Origin of the sequence: Halobiforma lacisalsi AJ5, from assembly GCF_000226975.2 — an archaeon.
GTDB lineage: Archaea > Halobacteriota > Halobacteria > Halobacteriales > Natrialbaceae > Natronobacterium > Natronobacterium lacisalsi.
This window is the reverse complement of sequence record NZ_CP019285.1, coordinates 3,234,489-3,254,740: the sequence shown is the minus strand read 5'-3', so window position 1 is coordinate 3,254,740 and position 20,252 is coordinate 3,234,489. Positions and strand designations below refer to the sequence as shown.

The 20,252-nt window shown below is 64.1% G+C and carries 15 protein-coding genes and 1 pseudogene; 8 read left to right on the top strand and 8 right to left on the bottom strand.

All coding sequences use genetic code 11. The annotated features are described in order from the left end of the window. Positions 1-7: 7 nt before the first annotated feature. Complete coding sequence (locus CHINAEXTREME_RS15790) at positions 8-1,645, top strand: potassium channel family protein (protein ID WP_007142785.1); 1,638 nt, start codon at positions 8-10, stop codon at positions 1,643-1,645. A gap of 115 nt (positions 1,646-1,760) precedes the next feature. Here CHINAEXTREME_RS15790 and CHINAEXTREME_RS15785 read toward each other — a convergent pair whose 3' ends face one another. Continuing rightward, positions 1,761-3,296 carry a TrkH family potassium uptake protein gene (locus CHINAEXTREME_RS15785; RefSeq protein WP_007142784.1) on the bottom strand — a complete coding sequence of 512 codons (1,536 nt, stop codon included), beginning with the start codon at positions 3,294-3,296 and terminating at the stop codon, positions 1,761-1,763. Continuing rightward, positions 3,297-4,631, bottom strand: coding sequence for a Trk system potassium transporter TrkA (trkA, locus tag CHINAEXTREME_RS15780; protein WP_007142783.1), 1,335 nt, complete (start codon positions 4,629-4,631; stop codon positions 3,297-3,299). Positions 4,632-5,212: 581 nt separating this feature from the next. Between trkA and CHINAEXTREME_RS15775 the strand changes: the two genes are divergently transcribed. From CHINAEXTREME_RS15775 to CHINAEXTREME_RS21545, 4 genes and pseudogenes are all read left to right on the top strand, one after another. Further along, a complete protein-coding gene (locus CHINAEXTREME_RS15775; RefSeq protein WP_007142782.1) occupies positions 5,213-7,516 on the top strand; it encodes an amino acid permease in 2,304 nt (767 codons plus the stop codon). Positions 7,517-7,686: 170 nt separating this feature from the next. Beyond that, positions 7,687-8,583: an NOP5/NOP56 family protein gene (locus CHINAEXTREME_RS15770; protein WP_029601697.1), complete on the top strand. Its 897-nt coding sequence runs from the start codon at positions 7,687-7,689 to the stop codon at positions 8,581-8,583. Beyond that, positions 8,576-9,223, top strand: a complete 648-nt coding sequence (locus tag CHINAEXTREME_RS15765) for a fibrillarin-like rRNA/tRNA 2'-O-methyltransferase (protein WP_007142780.1) — start codon at positions 8,576-8,578, stop codon at positions 9,221-9,223. The genes CHINAEXTREME_RS15770 and CHINAEXTREME_RS15765 overlap by 8 nt, the downstream gene beginning before the upstream one ends. A gap of 1,194 nt (positions 9,224-10,417) precedes the next feature. Further along, positions 10,418-10,681: pseudogene (locus CHINAEXTREME_RS21545) on the top strand (IS701 family transposase); the annotation flags it as partial. Positions 10,682-10,843: 162 nt separating this feature from the next. Here CHINAEXTREME_RS21545 and CHINAEXTREME_RS15750 read toward each other — a convergent pair. Continuing rightward, positions 10,844-11,326: a hypothetical protein gene (locus tag CHINAEXTREME_RS15750; protein ID WP_007142778.1), complete on the bottom strand. Its 483-nt coding sequence runs from the start codon at positions 11,324-11,326 to the stop codon at positions 10,844-10,846. 422 nt (positions 11,327-11,748) lie between these two features. On the opposite strand from CHINAEXTREME_RS15750, the gene CHINAEXTREME_RS15745 reads away from it, so the two are divergent. Next, a complete protein-coding gene (locus CHINAEXTREME_RS15745) occupies positions 11,749-13,002 on the top strand; it encodes an outer membrane protein assembly factor BamB family protein (RefSeq protein WP_007142777.1) in 1,254 nt (417 codons plus the stop codon). Positions 13,003-13,083: 81 nt separating this feature from the next. Next, a complete protein-coding gene (locus CHINAEXTREME_RS15740) occupies positions 13,084-14,166 on the top strand; it encodes a glutamate--cysteine ligase (protein ID WP_007142776.1) in 1,083 nt (360 codons plus the stop codon). A 2-nt stretch (positions 14,167-14,168) separates the two neighbouring features. On the opposite strand, the gene CHINAEXTREME_RS15735 is transcribed toward CHINAEXTREME_RS15740, so the two are convergent. From CHINAEXTREME_RS15735 to CHINAEXTREME_RS15715, 5 genes are all read right to left on the bottom strand, one after another. After that, positions 14,169-14,756: a DoxX family protein gene (locus CHINAEXTREME_RS15735; protein ID WP_007142775.1), complete on the bottom strand. Its 588-nt coding sequence runs from the start codon at positions 14,754-14,756 to the stop codon at positions 14,169-14,171. A 103-nt stretch (positions 14,757-14,859) separates the two neighbouring features. Then, entirely contained in the window at positions 14,860-16,110 is a 1,251-nt protein-coding gene (locus CHINAEXTREME_RS15730; RefSeq protein WP_007142774.1) for a hypothetical protein, read from the bottom strand. Between the two features lie 64 nt (positions 16,111-16,174). Then, positions 16,175-16,714: an SPW repeat domain-containing protein gene (locus CHINAEXTREME_RS15725; protein WP_007142773.1), complete on the bottom strand. Its 540-nt coding sequence runs from the start codon at positions 16,712-16,714 to the stop codon at positions 16,175-16,177. Positions 16,715-16,787: 73 nt separating this feature from the next. Then, positions 16,788-17,210 carry a universal stress protein gene (locus tag CHINAEXTREME_RS15720; RefSeq protein ID WP_007142772.1) on the bottom strand — a complete coding sequence of 141 codons (423 nt, stop codon included), beginning with the start codon at positions 17,208-17,210 and terminating at the stop codon, positions 16,788-16,790. Positions 17,211-17,267: 57 nt separating this feature from the next. Then, entirely contained in the window at positions 17,268-18,047 is a 780-nt protein-coding gene (locus CHINAEXTREME_RS15715; RefSeq protein ID WP_007142771.1) for a sulfite exporter TauE/SafE family protein, read from the bottom strand. Between the two features lie 204 nt (positions 18,048-18,251). Between CHINAEXTREME_RS15715 and gyrB the strand changes: the two genes are divergently transcribed. Further along, entirely contained in the window at positions 18,252-20,186 is a 1,935-nt protein-coding gene (gene gyrB, locus CHINAEXTREME_RS15710; protein ID WP_007142770.1) for a DNA topoisomerase (ATP-hydrolyzing) subunit B, read from the top strand. Positions 20,187-20,252: the final 66 nt, after the last annotated feature.

Here is a 20,252-nt window from a genome sequence, read left to right as displayed (position 1 = left end):
ATCACCGATGATCGAATGGCGACGGCGGATCGTGCTGGCGACGGCGTTCGTCGTGGGGCTGGTGGCGTTGTACACCGTGGCATACCAGTGGGCGTTGCTCGTGTTCGAAGGCCACCAGACCTCGCTCGCGGACTCGTTACAGGTCGTCATCGAGGCCTTCACGACCGCAGGCTTCGGCGGCCACACCGACCACTGGAACAGTACGGCGATGAACCTGTTCGTCGTCGGGATGAACCTCACCGGCGTGCTCCTCGTGTTTCTGGCACTGCCGATCTTCGTCCTTCCCCTGTTCCAGGAGGCGATCGCTGACCGTCCCGCGATGGAAACCGAACTCACCGACCACGTCATCATCTGTTCGTACTCCCCGCGCGAGGACGTCCTTCGGTCGGAACTCGAGGCCGCGGACGTGCCGTACGTGATCGTCGAGGAGGATCCGGACGTCGTGCTCGAACTGAACGACGAGGGGATCGAGGCGATCCTCGGCGACCCCGAACTCGAAGAGACGTTCGAGCGGGCCAACCTCGACTCGGCCCGGGCGGTAGTCGCCGACGTCTCGGACGAGCGGTCCGTCTCGGTCATCCTGACGGTCAGGGAGTTCGGGGACGACATCGACATCGTAAGCATCGCCGAAAGCAGAGAAGACGCGGTTTACCACCGGTACGCCGGCGCCGATCACGTGATCCGGCCCCGGCAGGTGCTCGGCCACAGCCTCGCGGAGAAAGTGACACTGTCCATCACCCGGGAGCTCCGGGACACGATCGAGATCGGCGACGACTTCGAACTCTCGGAACTCGTGGTGAAAGGGGACAGCGACCTCGCGGGGAAAACGATCGCCGAGGCCGGACTCCGGGACCGGATCGGCGCGACGATCATCGGCGCGTGGTCGAACGGCGAGTTCGTCCCGACGCCGGAGCCCGACATGCGGATCGAGGGGAACACGATCCTGCTGGTCGCCGGCAGCCACGAGGAACTCGAGGAGGTTACGTCCCGAACGATCGCCCCGAACGGGCTGCGTGACGGGCAGGAACGGGTCGTCGTCGCCGGCCACGGGATCGTTGGACGAAGCGTCGCCACGGCGCTGGACGAGGCCGGGCTCCCTCACACGGTGGTCGATACCGAGAAAAACGGGTCGGGCGTCGACGTGGTCGGGGACATCACGGATCCGACCACGCTACTGGACGCAGAGATCAAGGACGCCGACATCGTCGTGCTGGCGCTCGACGACGATACGGAAACGATGTACACGACGGTCGTCCTCGAGCGGATCACACCCGAGACCGAGGTCATCGCCAGGGCCAACGAGATCGAGAACACGGGGAAGCTCTACCGGGCCGGCGCGGAGTACGTGCTCGCGCTGTCGACGGTCACGGGACGGATGCTCTCGACGGTGCTGCTCGAGGACGAGGAAGTACTCTCGCCGGAGACGCAGTTCGAGATCATCCGTACGTCCGCGCCCGACCTTGCCGGTCGAACGCTCGAGGGGGCGGCGATCCGCGAACGTACCGGTGCGACGGTCGTTGCCGTCGAGCGAAACGGCGACCTGGTGACCAACCCCGGCCCCGAGTTTCGGGTTCGACGCGACGACACGCTCGTGGTCACGGGGAGCGACACGGCTGTCAACGAGTTCATCAAGCTCGCCAGGTAATCGCCGTACTGCGGACCGACGGTTCAGCGATCGCTTCGGCCTCGTCTCTCGGACTCGAAGAAAAGGGAGAAACACAGTCGAAACGTAACGCCGAGCGGAAACGGCACAACGGCCATCAATCCGTCCAGTACGCCTTCGTCAGCAGGACGAGCACCGGGAATATCTCGAGGCGGCCGATCCACATGTAGAGGATCATCAGCAGTTTTGAACTCGTGGGGAAGTCGACGTACCCGCCCATCGGTCCGGTAATCGTTCCCAGGCCCGGTCCGATGTTCCCGAGCGTCGCGATCGATGCGCTGATGACGTCGAGCAGGTGGAGATCGAACCCGACGCGGGCCGCGTCCGCGGCGAACAGCGCAACGCCGACGAAAAAGAGCACGAGGTACAGCAGCGTGAAGGCGTATATTCCTCGGACTGCCTCTTCCTCGAGAACCCGACCGTTCATCCGGACCGGTCGGACGGCTTCGGGGTGGATCGTCGTGAACACCTCCCGCCTGAGCGTCTTCAGGATCACCAGCCACCGGAGGATCTTGACCCCGCCACCGGTCGATCCCGTCGAACCGCCGATGAACATCGCGAACAACAACAGCCCCTTGCCCGGGCCGTTCCAGGCGTCGAAGTCCATGTTCGCGTACCCCGTCGAATTCGTCAGTGAGGCGATCTGGAAGGCTGCGTAGCGTGCCGACCGCTCGATTTGTCCGCCGATCTGGCCCGTCTGGGGCGTCTCGAGGGCGGAGAAAAAGAGCATGATCGTCCCCACGATCGTGAGAACGGACACCGAGCCGAGGTAGAGTCGGAACTCGTTGTCCTGGAGCAAGGCCCTGGCGTCGCCGGAGATGACGTGCCACCACAGCACGAAGTTGACCCCGGCCGCGAACATGAACGGGATGACGAGCCATTGAACCAGTGGCGAGAACGCCTCGATACTGCGGGCTTCCGGAGAGAACCCGCCGGTCGGGAGGGTCGTGAACCCGTGAGCAATGGCGTTGTAGAGATCCATGTTCGGTGCGTAGCCAAGCAGGTTGACCGCGTACAGCAACAGAATATAGATTACCGTGAGCGCGACGTAGGCGATCCAGAGCACGCGGGCCGTTTCGGCGATGTGGGGCGTGAGCTTCGAGACGCCCGGCCCCGGCGTCTCGGCTCGCATCAGTTCGGCACCACCGACAGCCATCTGGGAGAGGATCGCGACCGCGAGGACGATGATTCCCATTCCGCCTAGCCACTGGGAAAGCTGTCGCCACATCAGCATCGCCCTGGAGTGAGTGTCGAAGGAGATATCGCCCATCACCGTCGCCCCCGTCGTCGTGAAGCCGCTCATGCTCTCGAAGATGGCGTTGATCGGATGTGCAACCGTTCCGTCCCCCGCAAGGACGTACGGAAGCGCACCGAAGATCGCCGCGAACAGCCAGGTCAAGGCGACGACGAGAAACGCCTCTCGAGCGCCCGGATCGGGCTCGGGATCGAGTTTACGAAGGAGGAGACCGAACGTGGCGGTGATGGCCATCGATGCGACGAATACCCAGAGGTCCTCGCCGCCGTAAACGAGCGCGACCAGGATGGGGACGACGAACGCGAGCGAAAGGAACGCCAGTAGCGTTCCGACGAGACTCAGCCCTGCCCGCCAGTCGACGTGTAACCTCCGTCGCATTCAGATCGCCTCGATTACATCGTCGATGACTGCCGAATCGACGAACACGACGACGTGATCGCCCGGCTGGACGACCGTCTCGCCACGGGGGGTAATCAGTTCGCCTTGACGGGAGATCGCTCCGATGACGACCCCATCGGGAAGCGACCGCATCGCGTCGACGATCGGCTTGCCGGAGAGGACCCCGTCGCCGTTGACCTCGAACTCGATGACCTCGGCCCGGTCGTGCTCGAGCATGGCGACTTTCTCGGTGTGATCGGCGCGGGTAAAGCGGACGATCTCCTCGGCGGTTTCCTCGCGAGGGTTGACCGCGACGTCGACGCCGACGGTTTCGAAGAGGTCGACGTACTCGCGGTTCTCGATGACTGCCACGGTCCGCTCGACGCCGATGCGTTCGGCCAGCAGCGAGACGAGCAGGTTCTTCTCGTCGCTGTCGAGCGCAGCGACGACGAGATCCGCCTCGTCGACGTGCTCGCGTATGAGAAACTCCGCGTCGGTCCCGTCGCTCTCCATCACCATCGTGTTCGGCAAGGCCTCGGCGACTTCTCGGGCCCGCTCGTGGTCCCGTTCGATCAGCCGGGGCCGGTAGCCGTGGTCCTCGAACTCCCGGGCGGTCTGGTAGCCGACCTCGCCGCCGCCCACGACCACGACCTCGTTGCCCTCCTCGCTCGTCGGTGCAGCCACGTCTCTGGCGAAGTCGGCGACGGAACTGGTACTCCCGATGACGACGATCCGATCACCTGCCTGCAACACCGTATCCCCGGTCGCGACGATCATCTCGTCGTCCCGGAAGACCCCTGCGAACGTCAGCGAGTCGTACCGGTCGGCGTCGCTCACCGTCGATCCGGCAACCGGACTTTCCGGACAGACCTCGAACTCCGCCATCCTGACCAGTCCGCCGACGAACGTGTCGACGTCCTGGGTCGCGGGCAGGTCGGAGATCCGGACGATCGCTCGCGCCGTCAACAGGTCCGTACAGACCATGAAGTCGACGCCGAACGCCCCCTGGGATCCCTCCCAGGTCTCGAGCAGGGTTCGGCGGCGCACGCGGGCGATCGTGAACGCGTCGCTGACGGTTTTGGTTGCTCCACAGATGACGACGTTCGCTTCGTCGTTGTCCGTACAGGCGATGACGAGGTCGGCCCGTTCGACGTCGGCCTCCTCGAGCGTTCCCAGTTCGGTACCGTCGCCCTGGATCGAGAGGACGTCCCTGGAGTAGGTCAGTTCCTCGACGACGTCCGGGTCGCGGTCGACGACGACCACGTCGTGGGACTCCTCGAGGTTGTGGGCGATAGTCCGACCGACTTCCCCGGCCCCGACGATGACTACGCGCATCGTTTTCCTCCGCCGATTCGATGATCCGTAAGCGTTGATTTCCGAGTCATCGTGATAGTGGTCGTCGTCCGCTTACCTGTCGCGTTCGCGTGTCCCGTCTCGGGTTTCATGACCCCAAGTCCGTGGTTTCTGCCGTCCGTCAATCCGAGAGTCCGCTTCGAAAGCGCGCTTTCGAGACTTTCGAGAGAGTCTCCGCGGTTGGGTCGTGTAGAGAGCAGAGCAGGGAAAGAGAGTTTCGTTTCCGAAGTTCGGCACATATACCTAGCTACTGATCAAGACCTCAACTTAATAATATCGGAGAGATACATAAGCTCGAACGGACTCGTCCGAATCCACAGCGCAGGCTAAATTGCGCCACAACAGTTTGGCACCCCTCTCGTTCTGCCTTCCGAACTCAGAGACAGGGTCTTTTTCGAATCAACAAGTGTTTGAACCCGCCGTTCGACGTAGGAACTGACAAAGCAGAAACGCCGACGAACGACACCTCGTACGCCGCGTTTCGTTATTACGCGAAACGACTACCCACTAATGATAACTGATTTACGAACGCTCTTCCAGGGAAAACAGACACAGAGGATAGCATGAGTGACGAGGAACTCGCCAAGGACCTGGGGCTGATCTCGGCCCTCGCGATCGGTATCGGGACGATGATCGGCGCGGGGATCTTCGTTCTGCCCGGCGTCGCGGCCCAGGAAGCGGGGCCGGTCGTCGTCCTCTCGTTCGTCATCGGTGGATTGATCGCGATGATCAACGCGCTCTCGGTGAGCGAACTGGGGACGGCGATGCCCAAAGCCGGGGGTGCATACTACTATATCAACCGCGCGCTCGGTCCCCTGTTCGGATCGATCTCCGGAATGGGTGACTGGATGGGGCTCGCCTTCGCCAGCGCCTTCTACTGCATCGGGTTCGGCGGCTACCTCGCGACCTTCCTCGGGGACGTCGTCGTTTCGCTCCCGGTGGTCGGCGAGATCGCCGTCCTGCCGACGATCGCGCTCGGCCCGCTCGTTCTCTCGGAGGTACAGGTCGGCGCGTTCGTAGCGGGCCTCGCGTTCGTCGGGGTCAACTACATGGGTGCGAAAGAGACCGGCGGCGTCCAGACCGCAATCGTCGCGCTGTTGCTGACGATCCTCACCGCCTTCTCCCTGCTCGGGTTCTTCTCGTTCGACTGGGGCACCGTGATGGTCGACGACACCGTCGCGCCGCTGGGCTACGGCGAGATCCTGCCCGGAACCGCTCTCGTCTTCGTCTCCTTCCTCGGGTACGCGAAGATCGCGACGGTCGGCGAGGAACTGAAAAATCCCGGTCGGAACCTCCCGATCGCCATCGTCGGTAGCGTCGCCATCGCGACCGTCATCTACGCGATCATCGTCGGGTTGCTCGTCGGCATCATCCCCTACGACTCGATCAGCGATCAGACGCCGATGTCCGACGCCGCCGAGATCATTTTCTCCGGGAACCTCGGCGTAATCGGCGTGACCTCGATCACGCTCGGCGCACTGCTGGCGACCGCCTCGAGCGCGAACGCATCCATCCTCGCGTCGGCCCGGATCAACTTCGCGATGGGCCGGGACAAGATCGTCACCGCGTGGCTCAACGAGATCCACCCGCGGTTCGCGACGCCGTACCGCTCGATCGCGGTCACCGGCGGGATGATCCTGCTTTTCATCGTCGTCCTCGGGAACGACCTCGAGGTGCTGTCGAAGGCCGCGAGCATCCTGCATCTGGTCGTCTACGCGCTCATCAACGCCGCGCTGATCGTGTTCCGTGAGGCCGACGTTCCGGAGTACGATCCCGACTTCACCGTCCCGCTGTACCCGATCACGCCGATCCTCGGGATGGTCTTCTCGCTCGGGCTGATCGGCTTCATGAAAGAGATCGAGATCGCGCTCAGCCTCGTGTTCGTCGTCGGCGCGGTGCTCTGGTACGGGGTCTACGCCCGTCACGAGACCGATCGGGAAGGCGTCCTGAGCAATTACATTCTCTCCCGCTCCGAGGAGATGCCCGACCTGGCGGTCTCGGCCGCGAACGCGGCTCGTCCGTCCGGGAACGCGGAGCATACGGTCGTCGTCCCGGTGTCGAACCCGCGCACCGAGTCCTCGCTGTTGTCGCTGGCGAGCGTGATCGCCAAGGCCAACGACGGGGCCGTCGAAGCCGTCCACATCGTCGAGGTCCCGGACCAGACGCCCCTCGAGGAGGGCTCCGAGCACATCCAGCGGATCGACGAGGAGTCCCAGCAGTTGATGGAACGGGTCCGTGAGAGAACGGAGACGCTCGACGTCCCCGTCGACGTCAAGACGGTGGTCTCACACCGATCCGTCGAGGAGATCTTCGACGTCGCCCGTCGAGAGAACGCGGACACCGTGGTCATGGGCTGGGGGCCCGGCCGCGCGTGGTCGGCCGGCCGCGTCGAGAGTCCGCTCGACGAACTCACCCACGACCTGCCCTGTGACTTCCTCGTGTTCGACGACCAGGGGCTGGAGACCGACCGCGTGCTCGTCCCGACGGCCGGCGGTCCAGATTCGGACTTGAGCGCCGAAGTCGCCCGCGACATGCGCGACCAGCTCGGCTCCGAGATCACGCTGTTGCACGTCGTCGACGAGGACGAACGCGCCGAGGGTGAACGGTTCCTGACCGAGTGGGCCGCGGACCACGGCCTCGAGGACGCCGCGATCCTGATCGACGAGTCCGGCGACGTCGAGGGGGCGATCGCCGAGGCCGCCGAGGACCACTCGCTGATCGTCATCGGTGCGACCGAGCGGGGGCTGCTCTCGCGGCTCCTGCGCGGGTCGCTCGCCTACGACGTGATCAACGAGGTCGACCGCTCGGTGATCCTGGCCGAGCGACCGACGGGCCGCTCGCTGTGGGAGCGACTGTTCGGTCGCTGAACCGACCCCGTCGTCCGTTCTTCGCACTTTCGAGGCCGTTCACGACTGCCGCGCAGCGCCGGGTGCGGTTCTCGAGCGACCGAGTCGGTCCGCCCCCGTTCTCCGGCCGGAAAGCCGGCCGCGGATCGCTTCGAGAACGCATATACAACCGGAGCGACTACTCCCCGGCAATGACCACGACCGATCCCGCGGACGCGGGCTGGTTCTCCGAGGCCGATCCGGATGACCCCGAGTCGGCCGCCGAGGCCGTCCGGGACGGTTCCGCCGACGAGCCCCGGAACTGGCCCGCGCTGGCCGTCGAGAGGGAGTTCGCCGCCGACGAGGAGGAGTACTACGACGCCCTGAAGGAGGCGACGACCGCGGCGACCCGCGCCGCGGTGACCGAGCGCGAAGCCGCCGACGACCGGCAACTCGTCCACGCGGTGCGCGCGATGGACGACTGCGAGCGGACGGCGAACGAACTCGCCGAGCGGCTCGCGGAGTGGGGCGGCACCGTCGATCCGAACGTCGGAACCGGCGTCGACTACGCGCGGGAGCTGGCCGCTCGAGACGGAAGCGAGGCCGACCTCCCGGGTGACGGCGGGGACCGGATCCGCTCGCTCGCCGAACGTGTCGCGGACCTGGCCGACGAGGCAGACGACCTCCGTGAGTTCGTCGAACGCCAGACGCCGACCGTCGCGCCCAATCTCGCCGCGCTCGCGGGCCCGGTCCTCGCCGCGCGGCTGATCTCGCTGGCGGGCGGCCTCGAGGAACTCGCGAAGAAACCAAGCGGCACGGTCCAGGTGCTCGGGGCCGAGGACGCGCTGTTCGCCCACCTGCGGGGCCACGCGCCGTCGCCGAAACACGGAGTCATCTACGTCCACGACGCGGTCCGGGGAACTCGCCCGGAGGACCGCGGCTCCGCGGCGCGGGCCGTGGCCGGCAAACTCTCCATCGCCGCGCGGGTCGACCACTACTCGGGCGAGCGCAAGCCCGAACTCGACGCGGAACTCGAGGAGCGAATCGACACGATCCGGGCGCGAGCGGACGGCGACGACGCGTCGACGGGAGGTGAGGGCGATGACTGACGCCCTGCCGGACGGCGTCGAGCGCCGCCGGTTCGACGGCGCGGAACGGCTCGCCACCCGCGGCGAACCCGTCTACGGCGAGCCGACCGATCGGGAGTGGCGCGCCTGGAACCCCGACCGGTCGAAACTCGGCGCGATGCTCGAACTCGGGATGGACGTCGACCTCGCCGGCGGCGACGACGAGACGGTCCTCTACCTGGGCGCCGCGAGCGGGACGACGGTGAGCCACGTCGCGGACTTCGCGGGGCCGACCTACGCCGTCGAGTTCGCCGCACGCCCGGCGCGGGACCTGCTGTCGGCCGCCGAGTCCCGGCCGCGGCTGTTCCCGCTGCTTGCCGACGCGCGAAAGCCCGAGACCTACGCCCACGTCGTCGAAGCCGACGTCGACGCCGTCGTCCAGGACGTTGCGACCCGCGGACAGGCCCGGGTCGCCCTCGAGAACCGGCGGTTCCTCGCCGACGACGGGCGGCTCCTGCTTGCCGTGAAGGCCCGCAGCGAGGACGTCACCCGCGACCCCGAGGACGTCTTCGCGGACGTCCGCGAGGAACTCGCCGAGGGGTACGAAATCCTCGAGGAGGAACGTCTCGAGCCCCACCACGCGGACCACCTGGGGATCGTCGCGCGACCGCTCGGGGAGTGATGGTCTGGCTCTATTGAATCGCTATAGTCAGGTCCATCTCACAGAACTCGCATTTCCATTCACGTGCTCTGACGGCGGAGACGTATGAGCGTCTGAGCGAGGAACCCACGGTTCCAGTCATTGACGGCTGGTTGTAGAGACCGTCGTTGATTCTTGTGCGCTCTTGTGTAGCACATTGTTGATGGGGCGCCCTCTTGCGATCGTGCGCTGATTGCGATGAACTGAGTCATCGAACAGGACCGCTCTACACGTGGACCTCAATCAAATAGACGAGAAACGCAACTGGATCAACAATCTCCTACGGAAGAGCGTCGGTGATTATCTCATGGGTACTTATTCCGCTACTCGGTCTTGTCGCTGTCTTCTGTGGGTACAAATTGTACGACGAAGAGGAGACGGTCGTCAGTTCGGGCCTGATGGCTACTATGGGAGGGATCGGCTTTCTGATGTGGCTTGCATATCTGGTCACGATGGTTTGAACTGAAATAGCGCCACTCCCTATCTCGATACATCGATATAGTATCTCTTCTGGCTGTGCTGAATCATACTCACGGACCGTTCGGACACCGCTCATTCGACTCGTTAGAGTTCGCCGTAGCAGCTCTGACACTGGTTGTTTAACCGAACCAGAATCTCAGCGCGACACTTGATACAGATCGCTACCGTTCAGGGATCGAACGACGGCAGAAGGGTGCGACCGGTGGAGATGAACGGAAGCACGAGTAAGATCTCGTGCCAGTTAGTGGGCTGGCGGGGTGCGGTCACTGTTCCTGACCGCATTTATTGCTTGATGGAAGGGATAATAAACCGCTCAACAGACTCCTATGAAGTAAGAATCCATCCCAGTAGTACATATTTCTGGTAGTCATCCCAGTCCATAATATCGTATTATCAGTAGTTCACAAAGCCGCTTAGTTAGAACGTCTGCTTGCTGAAGGTGTGTCTACAACCAAGCAAGCAGACAGTGAGATTAATTGCTCTGTTGAATAGGGGTACGGCGTCGGGGTGGGTGTGCTAAGGCTACTTCCGAGTGAGTGAACAGCGGAATTACAGAAATCACTCTTCGATTTGTTCACTACGTTAGATTAGTACACAACCAACCGTGGCTCAAAGAACTCCTTTGCGCCACAGTTATTCGTCTTTACTTAGCTTTGTACGTTGAAGTAGGAGCATGACGTAGGGGGGCAAGGACGGATGATGCCGATTACGGACTTCTTGTCCTGCGTGCGTGTGTTCGACGAGTTCGACTCGCTGTCGCCAGCACAACGTCATTACGCGAAAACCTACGCCACAGGTCTTGTTGCGGCCAGCAACAAGACCGTGGCGGGGATCGCGCGCGAAGTCCTTCCAGCCAATAGCAAACGCGCTCTCAACAAGTTCCTCACCGAGTACGACTGGGACGAACAGCAATCCAACCACGAACGCCTCGAAGAACTCCAAAAACACGGTGAAACACGCCTTCGAGCGAACCTCGAACATTCCCTGAAGGAAGCCGTCTACAACCTTCTCTCGTAGGTTCGGGACAACAATGATCGTGGCGTCGATGACCTCATGACCGAGATCGATCACCTCTGCGTTCACTCAACCGCCGAGGCTAACGTGCAAAGCTGAGTTTATAATTTATTCACGGAGACCGGTCGGCACCGACCAAATCACCCACTTATCATCCTCGAACAGGAGATAGATTGAGTTGAACGTGAGCCCTTCCGCTTCAGCGTCATGACGAACGTAGGCGTAGTCATCAAATCCGTACTCATCCTGAAGCGATTCTAATGCGGCTTTCTCTTCTTCAACGAATTCGTCAATTGGATGTTCATCGGGGTCTTCGTACATGTACCGAACACCCGTCTCTATATCGACTACTTCCGTTTCGTTGACTGTGATCCCCTCTGCATTCAGCAAAGGATGGTCCTTATTATTAAGATAATACTCGATATCCGGATGAGTGTACTGATTTGCACTCTCTCGGTCCCCATCACTCAGCGCTAGGAAGTACTGCTCAACCGCGTCAGTGGGTGAAGTCGCTTCGTCTTCATTATTTTCGCCCGTTTGACTACAACCCGCAGTCGTCGCTATGAAAGCAGTTGCAGTTCCGAGTAGCATTCTACGCCGATCCATAGTCGAATATTATTCTTTCCAAATATGACACAATGTTGATCGATATCTTGGGACACCGGGAGGAGACATGCATGGCCGTGAAACTGTCGAGTCGCCAGAGACGAACGCGAAGACGTCCCGACAGTCGTCGGGAAACGATAGCCCGGCGCAGCCTCGAGAATCCGGCGTATCTCCGACAAACCTGTGTGTCGACAGTATCGGGAAGGACCGCGGTCACGCCGGCCACCTCCCGAGGTCATACTCTCCGTTTGGGCCAGCGTCGATCTCCTCGTCAGTGCGGTCGCGTGCCCACTACCAGGTCTCCGTCACGGCGACTTCGAGGACGTCGACAAGGTGACCGTCGCGGCCGCCCCTGCTCGCCCGCCCGATGCAGGAAGCATATGTAGGCGGGCCGAATGGGACCGTTCATGAGAGACGAACGCGCTCGGCGCGGGTTCCTGCGGACGGCCGCGGTCGTCGGCACCGTCGGACTGGCCGGCTGTGCGGCCGAATCCGACGACAGCCCGAACCCTGACGACGAGTCCCCCGACCTCGACCTCGACCTCGAGTCCGACGGCTCCGACGACGACGAGGAGCCGCCGGACGGCTGGCCCTCCTTCCAGTTCGACGCCGGAAACACCGGCTTCACCGCGGCGTCCGGCCCGATCGACGGGGCCGAGACCCGGTGGGAGTTCACGACCGAGAGCGCGGTCTACAGCAGCCCTGCGGTCCTCGATGGGCTGGTCTACGTCGGCAGCAGCGACGGCCACCTGTACGCGATCGGCGCCGACTCCGGCGACGAGGAGTGGGCCTACCGGACCGGGGACGACGTCTCGAGCAGCCCCGCGGTCGCCGACGGTACCGTCGTCGTCGGGAGCCACGACGGGACGATCTACGCGCTCGCGGCCGACTCCGGCGACGAGGCGTGGACGTTCCAGACCGGCGAGATGGTCGCGAGCAGTCCGACGATCGTCGACGGGACGGTCTACGTCGGGAGCAACGACGGCTCGCTGTACGCGTTCTCCCTCGAGGAGGGCGAGGAGGAGTGGGCCTTCGACACCGCGGGCTCGATCCAGCGCGCGCCCGCGATCGCGGACGGGACGGCCTACGTCGGGAGTACGGACGGCCACCTGTACGCGGTCGACGCCGACTCCGGCGACGAAGAGTGGGCGTTCGAGACCGACGACTGGATCCAGAGCCGACCCACGACCGCCGACGGCGCGGTCTACGTCGGGAGCAACGACGACTCCCTGTACGCCCTCGAGGCCGACTCGGGCGACCTTCGGTGGGAGTTCCCGACCGACGGGTCGGTGACGAGTTCCCCGGCGGTCGCCGACGGTGTCGTCTTCTTCGGCAGTTACGATACCAGAGTGTACGCAGTCTCGGCCGCAGCGGGCGACGCGCCAGCGGACGGAAACCCCCGTCCCGAGTCGTTCTACTGGTACCACACCGGGTTCTTCGAGGTCCGGAGCAGCCCCGCCCTCGCCGGGGACACCCTCTACGTCGGCAACGAGGACGGCACGCTCACGGCGCTCGAGGCCGAGACCGGCGACACGCGCTGGCAGTTCTCCGGGGAGAACTGGGTGGCCAGTTCGCCGGCGGTCGTCGACGGCGCGGTGTACGTCGGGAGCGGCGACGGATCGGTGTACGCGCTCGAGGAGTCCGGGACCGAGGAAGAGTAGACAACCGACCGACGAGAGCGGTTCCGGCCGTACGCTCCGACTCCAAACCGTATTTACTGTCGGCGGCGAAACGGGGACACGATGGAACGCGGGTCGCCGGATTCGTTCACGCGCATGGGCACGCTGGGGATCGAGGAGGAGTGTTTCGTCGTCGACGAGCGCGGTCGGCCGACGAGCGGCACCGACGAACTCGTCTACGAACGCGATCCCCCCGAGATCCTCGAGGATCGCCTCGATCACGAACTGTTCAAGTTCGTCATCGAGACCCAGACGCCGCTGATCGAGGACCCCGGAAACGCCCGCGAGGCCCTGCGCGAGATCCGACAGGCGCTGCTCGATCACGCCCACGAGGCCGGCTACGACATCGCTGCCGCCGGTCTCCACCCGCTCGCGAAGTGGCGCGAACTCGAGCACGCCGAGAAACCCCGCTATCGCTCCCAGTTGGACCGAATCCAGTATCCCCAACACCGGAACACCACCGCCGGCCTCCACGTCCACGTCGGCGTCGACGACGCCGACAAGGCCGTCTGGATCTCGAACGAACTCCGGTGGTACGTCCCGATCATGCTCGCGCTGTCGGCGAACTCGCCGTTCTGGAACGGGTTCGACACCGGACTCCAGTCGGCCCGCGCGAAGATTTTCGAGGGACTGCCGAACACCGGGATGCCGACCTACTTCGAGGACTTCGAGGACTTCGATCGGTTCGAGCGTCGGATGCTCGAGACCGACTCGATCAACGACCGCGGGGAACTCTGGTACGACGTGCGCCCCCACACCTCCCACGGGTCCGTCGAGATCCGAACCCCGGACGCCCAGGCCGACCCCGACGTCGTGATGGCGTTCGTCGAGTACTCCCACGCGCTCGTCGAGGCCCTGGCCGAGGAGTACGAGGACGGCACGAGTCCGAGTCGACACCGGCGGGAACTGCTCGACGAGAACAAGTGGCGGGCGATCCGCCATGGCCAGGAGGCCGCCCTGATCGACCGCGACCTCGAGGGGACCGTCGACCTCGGCGAACTCGTCGACCGGGAGTGCGAACGGCTGGGGATCGACGGCATCAAGGAGGTCTACGAGCGCGAGAGAGGCGCTAAGAGGCAGCGACGACTCCTCGAGGACGAGGGGCCGGACGCACTCTGTGAGGCGCTACTGCTGGAGGCGGAGTAGCCCTAGCCGAGCAGGTAGCGCAGCCAGGGGTTTCGTCGAACGACTCCTGCCTTCTCGAGCCTCGCGTCCAGGCCCATAACGCGGCCCGCACCCCACGCGGCGAGGCCGAACAGCAACAGCAGGTAGACGAACGTACTGTCGACGAAGTAGCCGTGTTCGACGGGGAAGCCGGCCGCGAGCCCGCCCTGCCAGGCGGCGGTCCAGAAGAACAGCATCTGGATCGCACCCATCAGCGCGGCGAACCGGAAGAAAACGCCGAAAAGCAGCGCCAGCCCGATGAGGACCTGCCCGAAGACGACCAGCGGGTCGACGATCGCGGCGTAGTCCGCGAACCAGGTGAACACCCCGTACAGCGGGTTGGCCTCGGCGATGGCGTTGTTCAGGAAGCCCGCCGAGGACCACGCCAGCGGATCACCCCAGCCGCCTTCGGCCCACTTCTCGAGGCCGGCCTGGAGGAACACCCAGGCCATCACGATCCGCAGGCCGAAAATCGAGTACGCCAGCCAGGTGTCCGAGTACCGCAGCGAGATGTTTCGTCCCAGCAGGGACGTATCGAGCGTCTGTTCCGCGGGTCGCCGGTCGATTGCCATCGTTGGATCCCTCTGTATAACGGTTCTTCATTCGCGGAGTTAATAAGTTTGTAACTAGGAAAACATGAATGTCGAGGGAGAGTAGTGGTTGGCTCGAACACCGTTACTCGTCGACGACTTCGGACAGCACCTCGGCGACCGCTCGGTTGGTCGCCGGGCTGTAGTGACCGCCTTCGCCGCGGTCGACGTACAGCGATTCCACGTCCTCGTCGGCCGGCGAGAGCCGGCGTGCCATGTCGACGGTCTCGAGGGCGTCGTATCGATCGTCGAGGCGTTCGAGCAGGTCGCCGTAGATGGGGCCGTGTTCGGCCTCGTATTTGGCGTACCGGAGCTGCTGGACCATCACGAACACTGGGACGAACTCGTGCTCGGCGGCGTAGTCGACGAACCGCCCGATCAGTGCGTCGAACAGCGGTTCGTGGGTGTCGAACAGCCGTTCGTGGTACCGGACCCGTGGCCGTTCCATCCGCAGCGCTGACCGGGTCTGCGCCCGGTCGAGGTCGACGTCGATCCCCGGAATCGGACGTTCGAGCCGCTTCTCGATCTCGATGCCGGCCTCGAGCAACGCGTACCGCACCTTCTCGGCGTCGTCGAGGAAGTCCGTCGCGTACGGGCGCGACGCGAAGTGAGGACGAAACCAGTGCTCGTAGTGGAAGTCCCGCTCCCGCAGGAAGTCGGCGTTCGACTCGAGATCGAGCAAGTCCGATTTCTCGTCGACCGGGCTCTCGATGCGTTCGAGGTCGCCGTCCTCGAGGGTGAACCGGGGTTTGACTGCGAGGACGTTACCGAACTCCTGGTAGTGTTTCCAGACGCTGAGGATCCGGGCGATCGAGGAAGCGGTGACGACCATGAACACGTAGTCGGTGGGATCCTCGGGGTAGTTCCGCTCGAGGCGCAATAGCGCCTGGTCGAGTCCGTAGTTGCCGCCGCCGTAGTTGGCGACGTGGGTGTCCAGTTCCCGCGCCATGTAGTGCTGGAACGTCTCGTCGTCGTCGACCTCGCGGCAGAAACAGTACGAGTCGCCGTACGTCGAGACCGTCGGGAGCGTGCTTTCGTCCCGATCCCTGGCGGGACAGATCCGGCTCCCGTAGTCGTCGGTCGAGTAGGTGACCGTGGTCCGGACCTCCTCGCCCGGCAGGTGGTCGCCGGTGTCTTTCTGTTTCTCGCGGTTCGGCTGGGGACACCACCCGAGTTCCGGGTCGAAACTGCTGAACTTCTCGAGCAACTCCCGGTCGATTTCGGGAAACTCCGCCGTCGCGACCGAGGGGATCCGCTTCAGTGACACGGCGGAGACGGCCTCGAGAACGACGACGCCGACGACCACCGCAATCGCGATCGCTACGAACGGGAACATCCGATACGATGTACGTTGGGAGCGGTGACCAAGGGGATTGGCCCGGCAACTGCGATGTCGCTTCTTACTGACCTCGCCGGTCGTAGACCGCCGTCGGTCGAGCGTCCGCCTCGCGCCGACGCTTGTGCGCAATCGCCGCGCTGTAGGAGCCGACGCCGAACGTAAGGAGGCCGACGATCAGCAGGAACCCGGCGCCGATCTCGGTTCCGGCGGCGGCCGGTCCCGCGGTTCCGGTTTCGGGGCCGAACAGGAACGGCGACGCGACGAGCCACAGCCCTGCGATGGCGGCGAGCGTCTCGACGCCGACGCTCCCGAGTTCCTGGTTCGCCCGCCGGTAGTAATTGTACGCGCCGAAGACGCAAAGTGCTACACCGATCAGGCCGGCGTTCCAGGCGTGACTCTCGGCGAAGTCGATCGCGAGCGTTCCAGCGATCGTCACGACGCCGAGGAGGACGACGGCTACGGAGAGCAACGTCCCTCGCTGCTCGCGGTTCGGTCGGTACTCGATGACGTCCCGGTCAGTCCGGCGGTCGTCGGTGTGACTCCGCTCGTCGTGTTTCGCGTCCGGGTCGTGCTCGCTCGCATCCCAGTCAGATCCGGTCATCGTTCTCGACCGAAGCTGTACGCCGAGCCGAGACAAGTCTGGTGCCCGCCGCTGCAGGTCGCCTCACTGTCGCTCAGCGAACGACCGTTACCGGTACCGACGAGTGCCTGACGACGACTTCCGCGACGCTCCCGAGCAGAATTCGCGTGACGCCCGACCGGCCGTGGCTCCCCATCACCACGTGGTCCAGGTCGTTTTCCTCGGCGCACTCGATGATCTGCTGGGCCGGCGACCCGATCGCCACGTCCGTCTCGAGCGGCCGGTCGTGCTCGGCTGCGATCGCTCCCGCGGTCTCCAGTCGCTCGCTCGCTTCCCCGAGCAGTTCCTCGAGTTGGTCGTCGGTGTCGTCGGTCGACGAGCTGGGGATGAACGGAACTGACGACGTGTCGACGACAGTCAGCGCGACGAACTCGCCGCAGGGAAAGAGTTCGAACGCGTACTCGAGGGCGTCGCGAGCGGGATCGGAGTCGTCGAACGGGACGAGGACGCGTGCCATCGGGCAGTTTTTCCACTCCGACTGCCTTGAGTCTGGTACCTGTATCGCCGACGCCGCTCACAGCGCCAGGTACGGACCGACCCCCAGCATCACGAACCCGAGTGTGACTTTCAATCGGTTCGGATCGACGGCGTGAGCGACTTTCCAGCCGACGACGACACCGAGCAACAGCGGTATCCCGACGACGACCGCCAGGGAGAGCAACACCGTGCTCTGGAGGGCGTAGCCGGCCGTCGCGAACGCCGCGATGAAGATCGACTGGACCTGCGCGACGGCGACGGCGAGTAGCATGGGAACGCCGACCAGAACCAGCGTCGGGACGGCCAGAACCGGGCCACCGATGCCCAGCAGACCGCTGGCGACCCCGAGTCCGAACCCCAGCACGCCGAGAGTGACCCGTCCGGTCGACGTCCCGATCTCGAGGTCGTAGACCGGACTGAACCCCCGGCGAACCCGGAAGAGGATGGTCCCACCGACGGCCATCGATACGGTTCCGAGCAGGGCCCCGAAGACTGCACGCGGAACGAACGCGTTCGCGTACGCGCCGGTAAGCGCTCCCAGGACGCTCGAGAGGCTGAGAACGATCGCGAGCGCCCGCCCCTCGCCGGTTCGCATCTCGCCGGAGCGGAGGTACACCGCACTGCCGACGAGGCCGGTGGCGACGAAGGTCGCGTGAGCGGTGCCGGCGACCTGTCCCGAGGAAAGCGGCGTCAGCGAGTAGAGCGCGATGGTCACGAAGATGCCACCCGGACCGATCGTGGTGATACCGATCCCCGAAAGGAAGGCGATGGAAACGAGCAGGAACGCCAGCGGAGCGTCGAAGGGGAGTCCGAACATCGGCCGCTATCGTGTCGTTCGTACCCGCGTCCGTGACTCTTCTCATTGCGTATTCAGCCGCCGGGGAGGGTAGAACCCCGTCGAGAGTGGCCGGCGATAGCAGGGGGAATCGATTTATTCGCCCTCGGTGGGAACCGCGCTCGCGCTCGCGCGCGTACGTGAAGCTTTATTAGGCGTCGTCCACTACCCGAAAGCAGGTTTCTCATGTCCCAGGAAAGCGAGTACGGCGCTGGACAGATCCAGGTCCTCGAAGGCCTGGAAGCCGTGCGAAAACGTCCGGCGATGTACATCGGCTCTACCGACTCTCGAGGGCTCCACCATCTGGTCTACGAAGTGGTGGACAACTCGATCGACGAGGCGTTGGCCGGCCACTGCGACGATATCACCGTCACCATCCACGAGGATCGGTCGGTGAGCGTCGCGGACGACGGCCGAGGCATTCCCGTCGACACGCACGAAGAGTACGATCGCCCCGCGCTCGAGGTCATTTTGACGGTTCTCCACGCCGGCGGCAAGTTCGACAACAAGTCCTACCAGGTCTCCGGCGGGCTCCACGGCGTCGGCGTCAGCGTCGTCAACGCCCTCTCGGAGCGACTCGAGGCCGAGGTCAAACGCGACGGCGGCGTCTACCGGCACGCGTTCGAGGCCGGCGAACCCGTCGGCGACATGGAGCGAGTCCGCGACATGGAGAGCGACGAGGAGACCGGCACGGAGATCCGGTTCTGGCCCGACGAAAGCATCTTCGAGGCCGACGACTTCTCGTTCTCGACGCTGTCGAACCGGCTCCGTGAACTCGCCTTCCTGAACTCCGGCGTTCGCATCTCCCTGCGGGACGAACGCGAGGAGGCGGCCGACGCGGAGGGTATCATCGAGGAAACGTACGAGTACGAGGGTGGCATCCGCGAGTTCGTCGAGTACCTGAACGAGACGCGCTCGGCGATGCACGAGGAGGTCATCTACTTCGAAGACGAGGCCCAGAACATCCAGGTCGAAGTGGCGATGCAGGCCACCGAGGAGCTCCAGGGCTCGATCCACGCCTTCGCGAACAACATCAACACCCGCGAGGGCGGCACCCACCTCACCGGGTTCAAAACCGCCCTGACGCGGACCGTCAACGACTACGCCAACGAGAACGACCTGCTCGGCGACTTAGACGAGAACCTCAAGGGCGAGGACATCCGCGAAGGGTTGACCGCCGTCGTCTCGATCAAACACCCCGACCCGCAGTTCGAGGGCCAGACGAAGACGAAACTCGGGAACTCGGAGGTCCGAGGGATCGTCGAGAGCGCCATGCACGAGGGCCTCGGCACCTACTTCGAGGAGAACCCCGACACCGCCGAAGCGATCATCAACAAGGCGGTCGAGGCCGCGAAGGCGCGCAAGGCCGCCCAAAAAGCCGAGGAGCTGACCCGACGGAAGTCGGCCCTCGAGTCGACATCGCTTCCCGGCAAGTTGGCCGACTGCCAGACGAAAGATCCCGGGGAGGCCGAACTGTTCATCGCGGAGGGTGACTCCGCCGGTGGGAGCGCAAAGCAGGCGCGAAACCCCGAATTCCAGGCCGTCCTCCCCATCAAGGGGAAGATCCTGAACGTCGAGAAACACCGGCTCGACCGCATCCTCGAGAACGACGAGATCCGGAACATGATCACCGCGATCGGCGCGGGGATCGGCGACGAGTTCGACCTCGAGGACGTCCGCTACGAGAAGATCATCATGGCGACCGACGCCGACGTCGACGGTGCCCACATCCGCACCCTGCTGTTGACGTTCTTCTACCGGCACATGCGGCCGCTGCTCGAGAACGGCTACGTCTATGCGACCCAGCCGCCGCTGTACCGCATCCGGTATCGCGGCGACACCTACGACGCGATGACCGAACAGGAACGCGACGAGATCATCGAGGAGAAGTGCAACGGCAGTCCCTCGCAGGTCCAGCGGTTCAAAGGTCTCGGCGAGATGAACCCCCAGCAGCTCTGGGATACGACGATGGATCCGGAGAACCGCATCCTCAAGCAGATCACGATCGAGGACGCGGCCGCCGCGGACAAGATGTTCTCCGTGCTGATGGGCGACGCCGTCGAGCCGCGCAAGCAGTTCATCAAGGAGAACGCGCCGGAGGCCGAATGGATCGACATCTAACGAAATTTTGCTCTGCGGGCCAGCTTCCCTGGCCCTCGGCAAAATTTCGATCAAAAGCACTCCTCC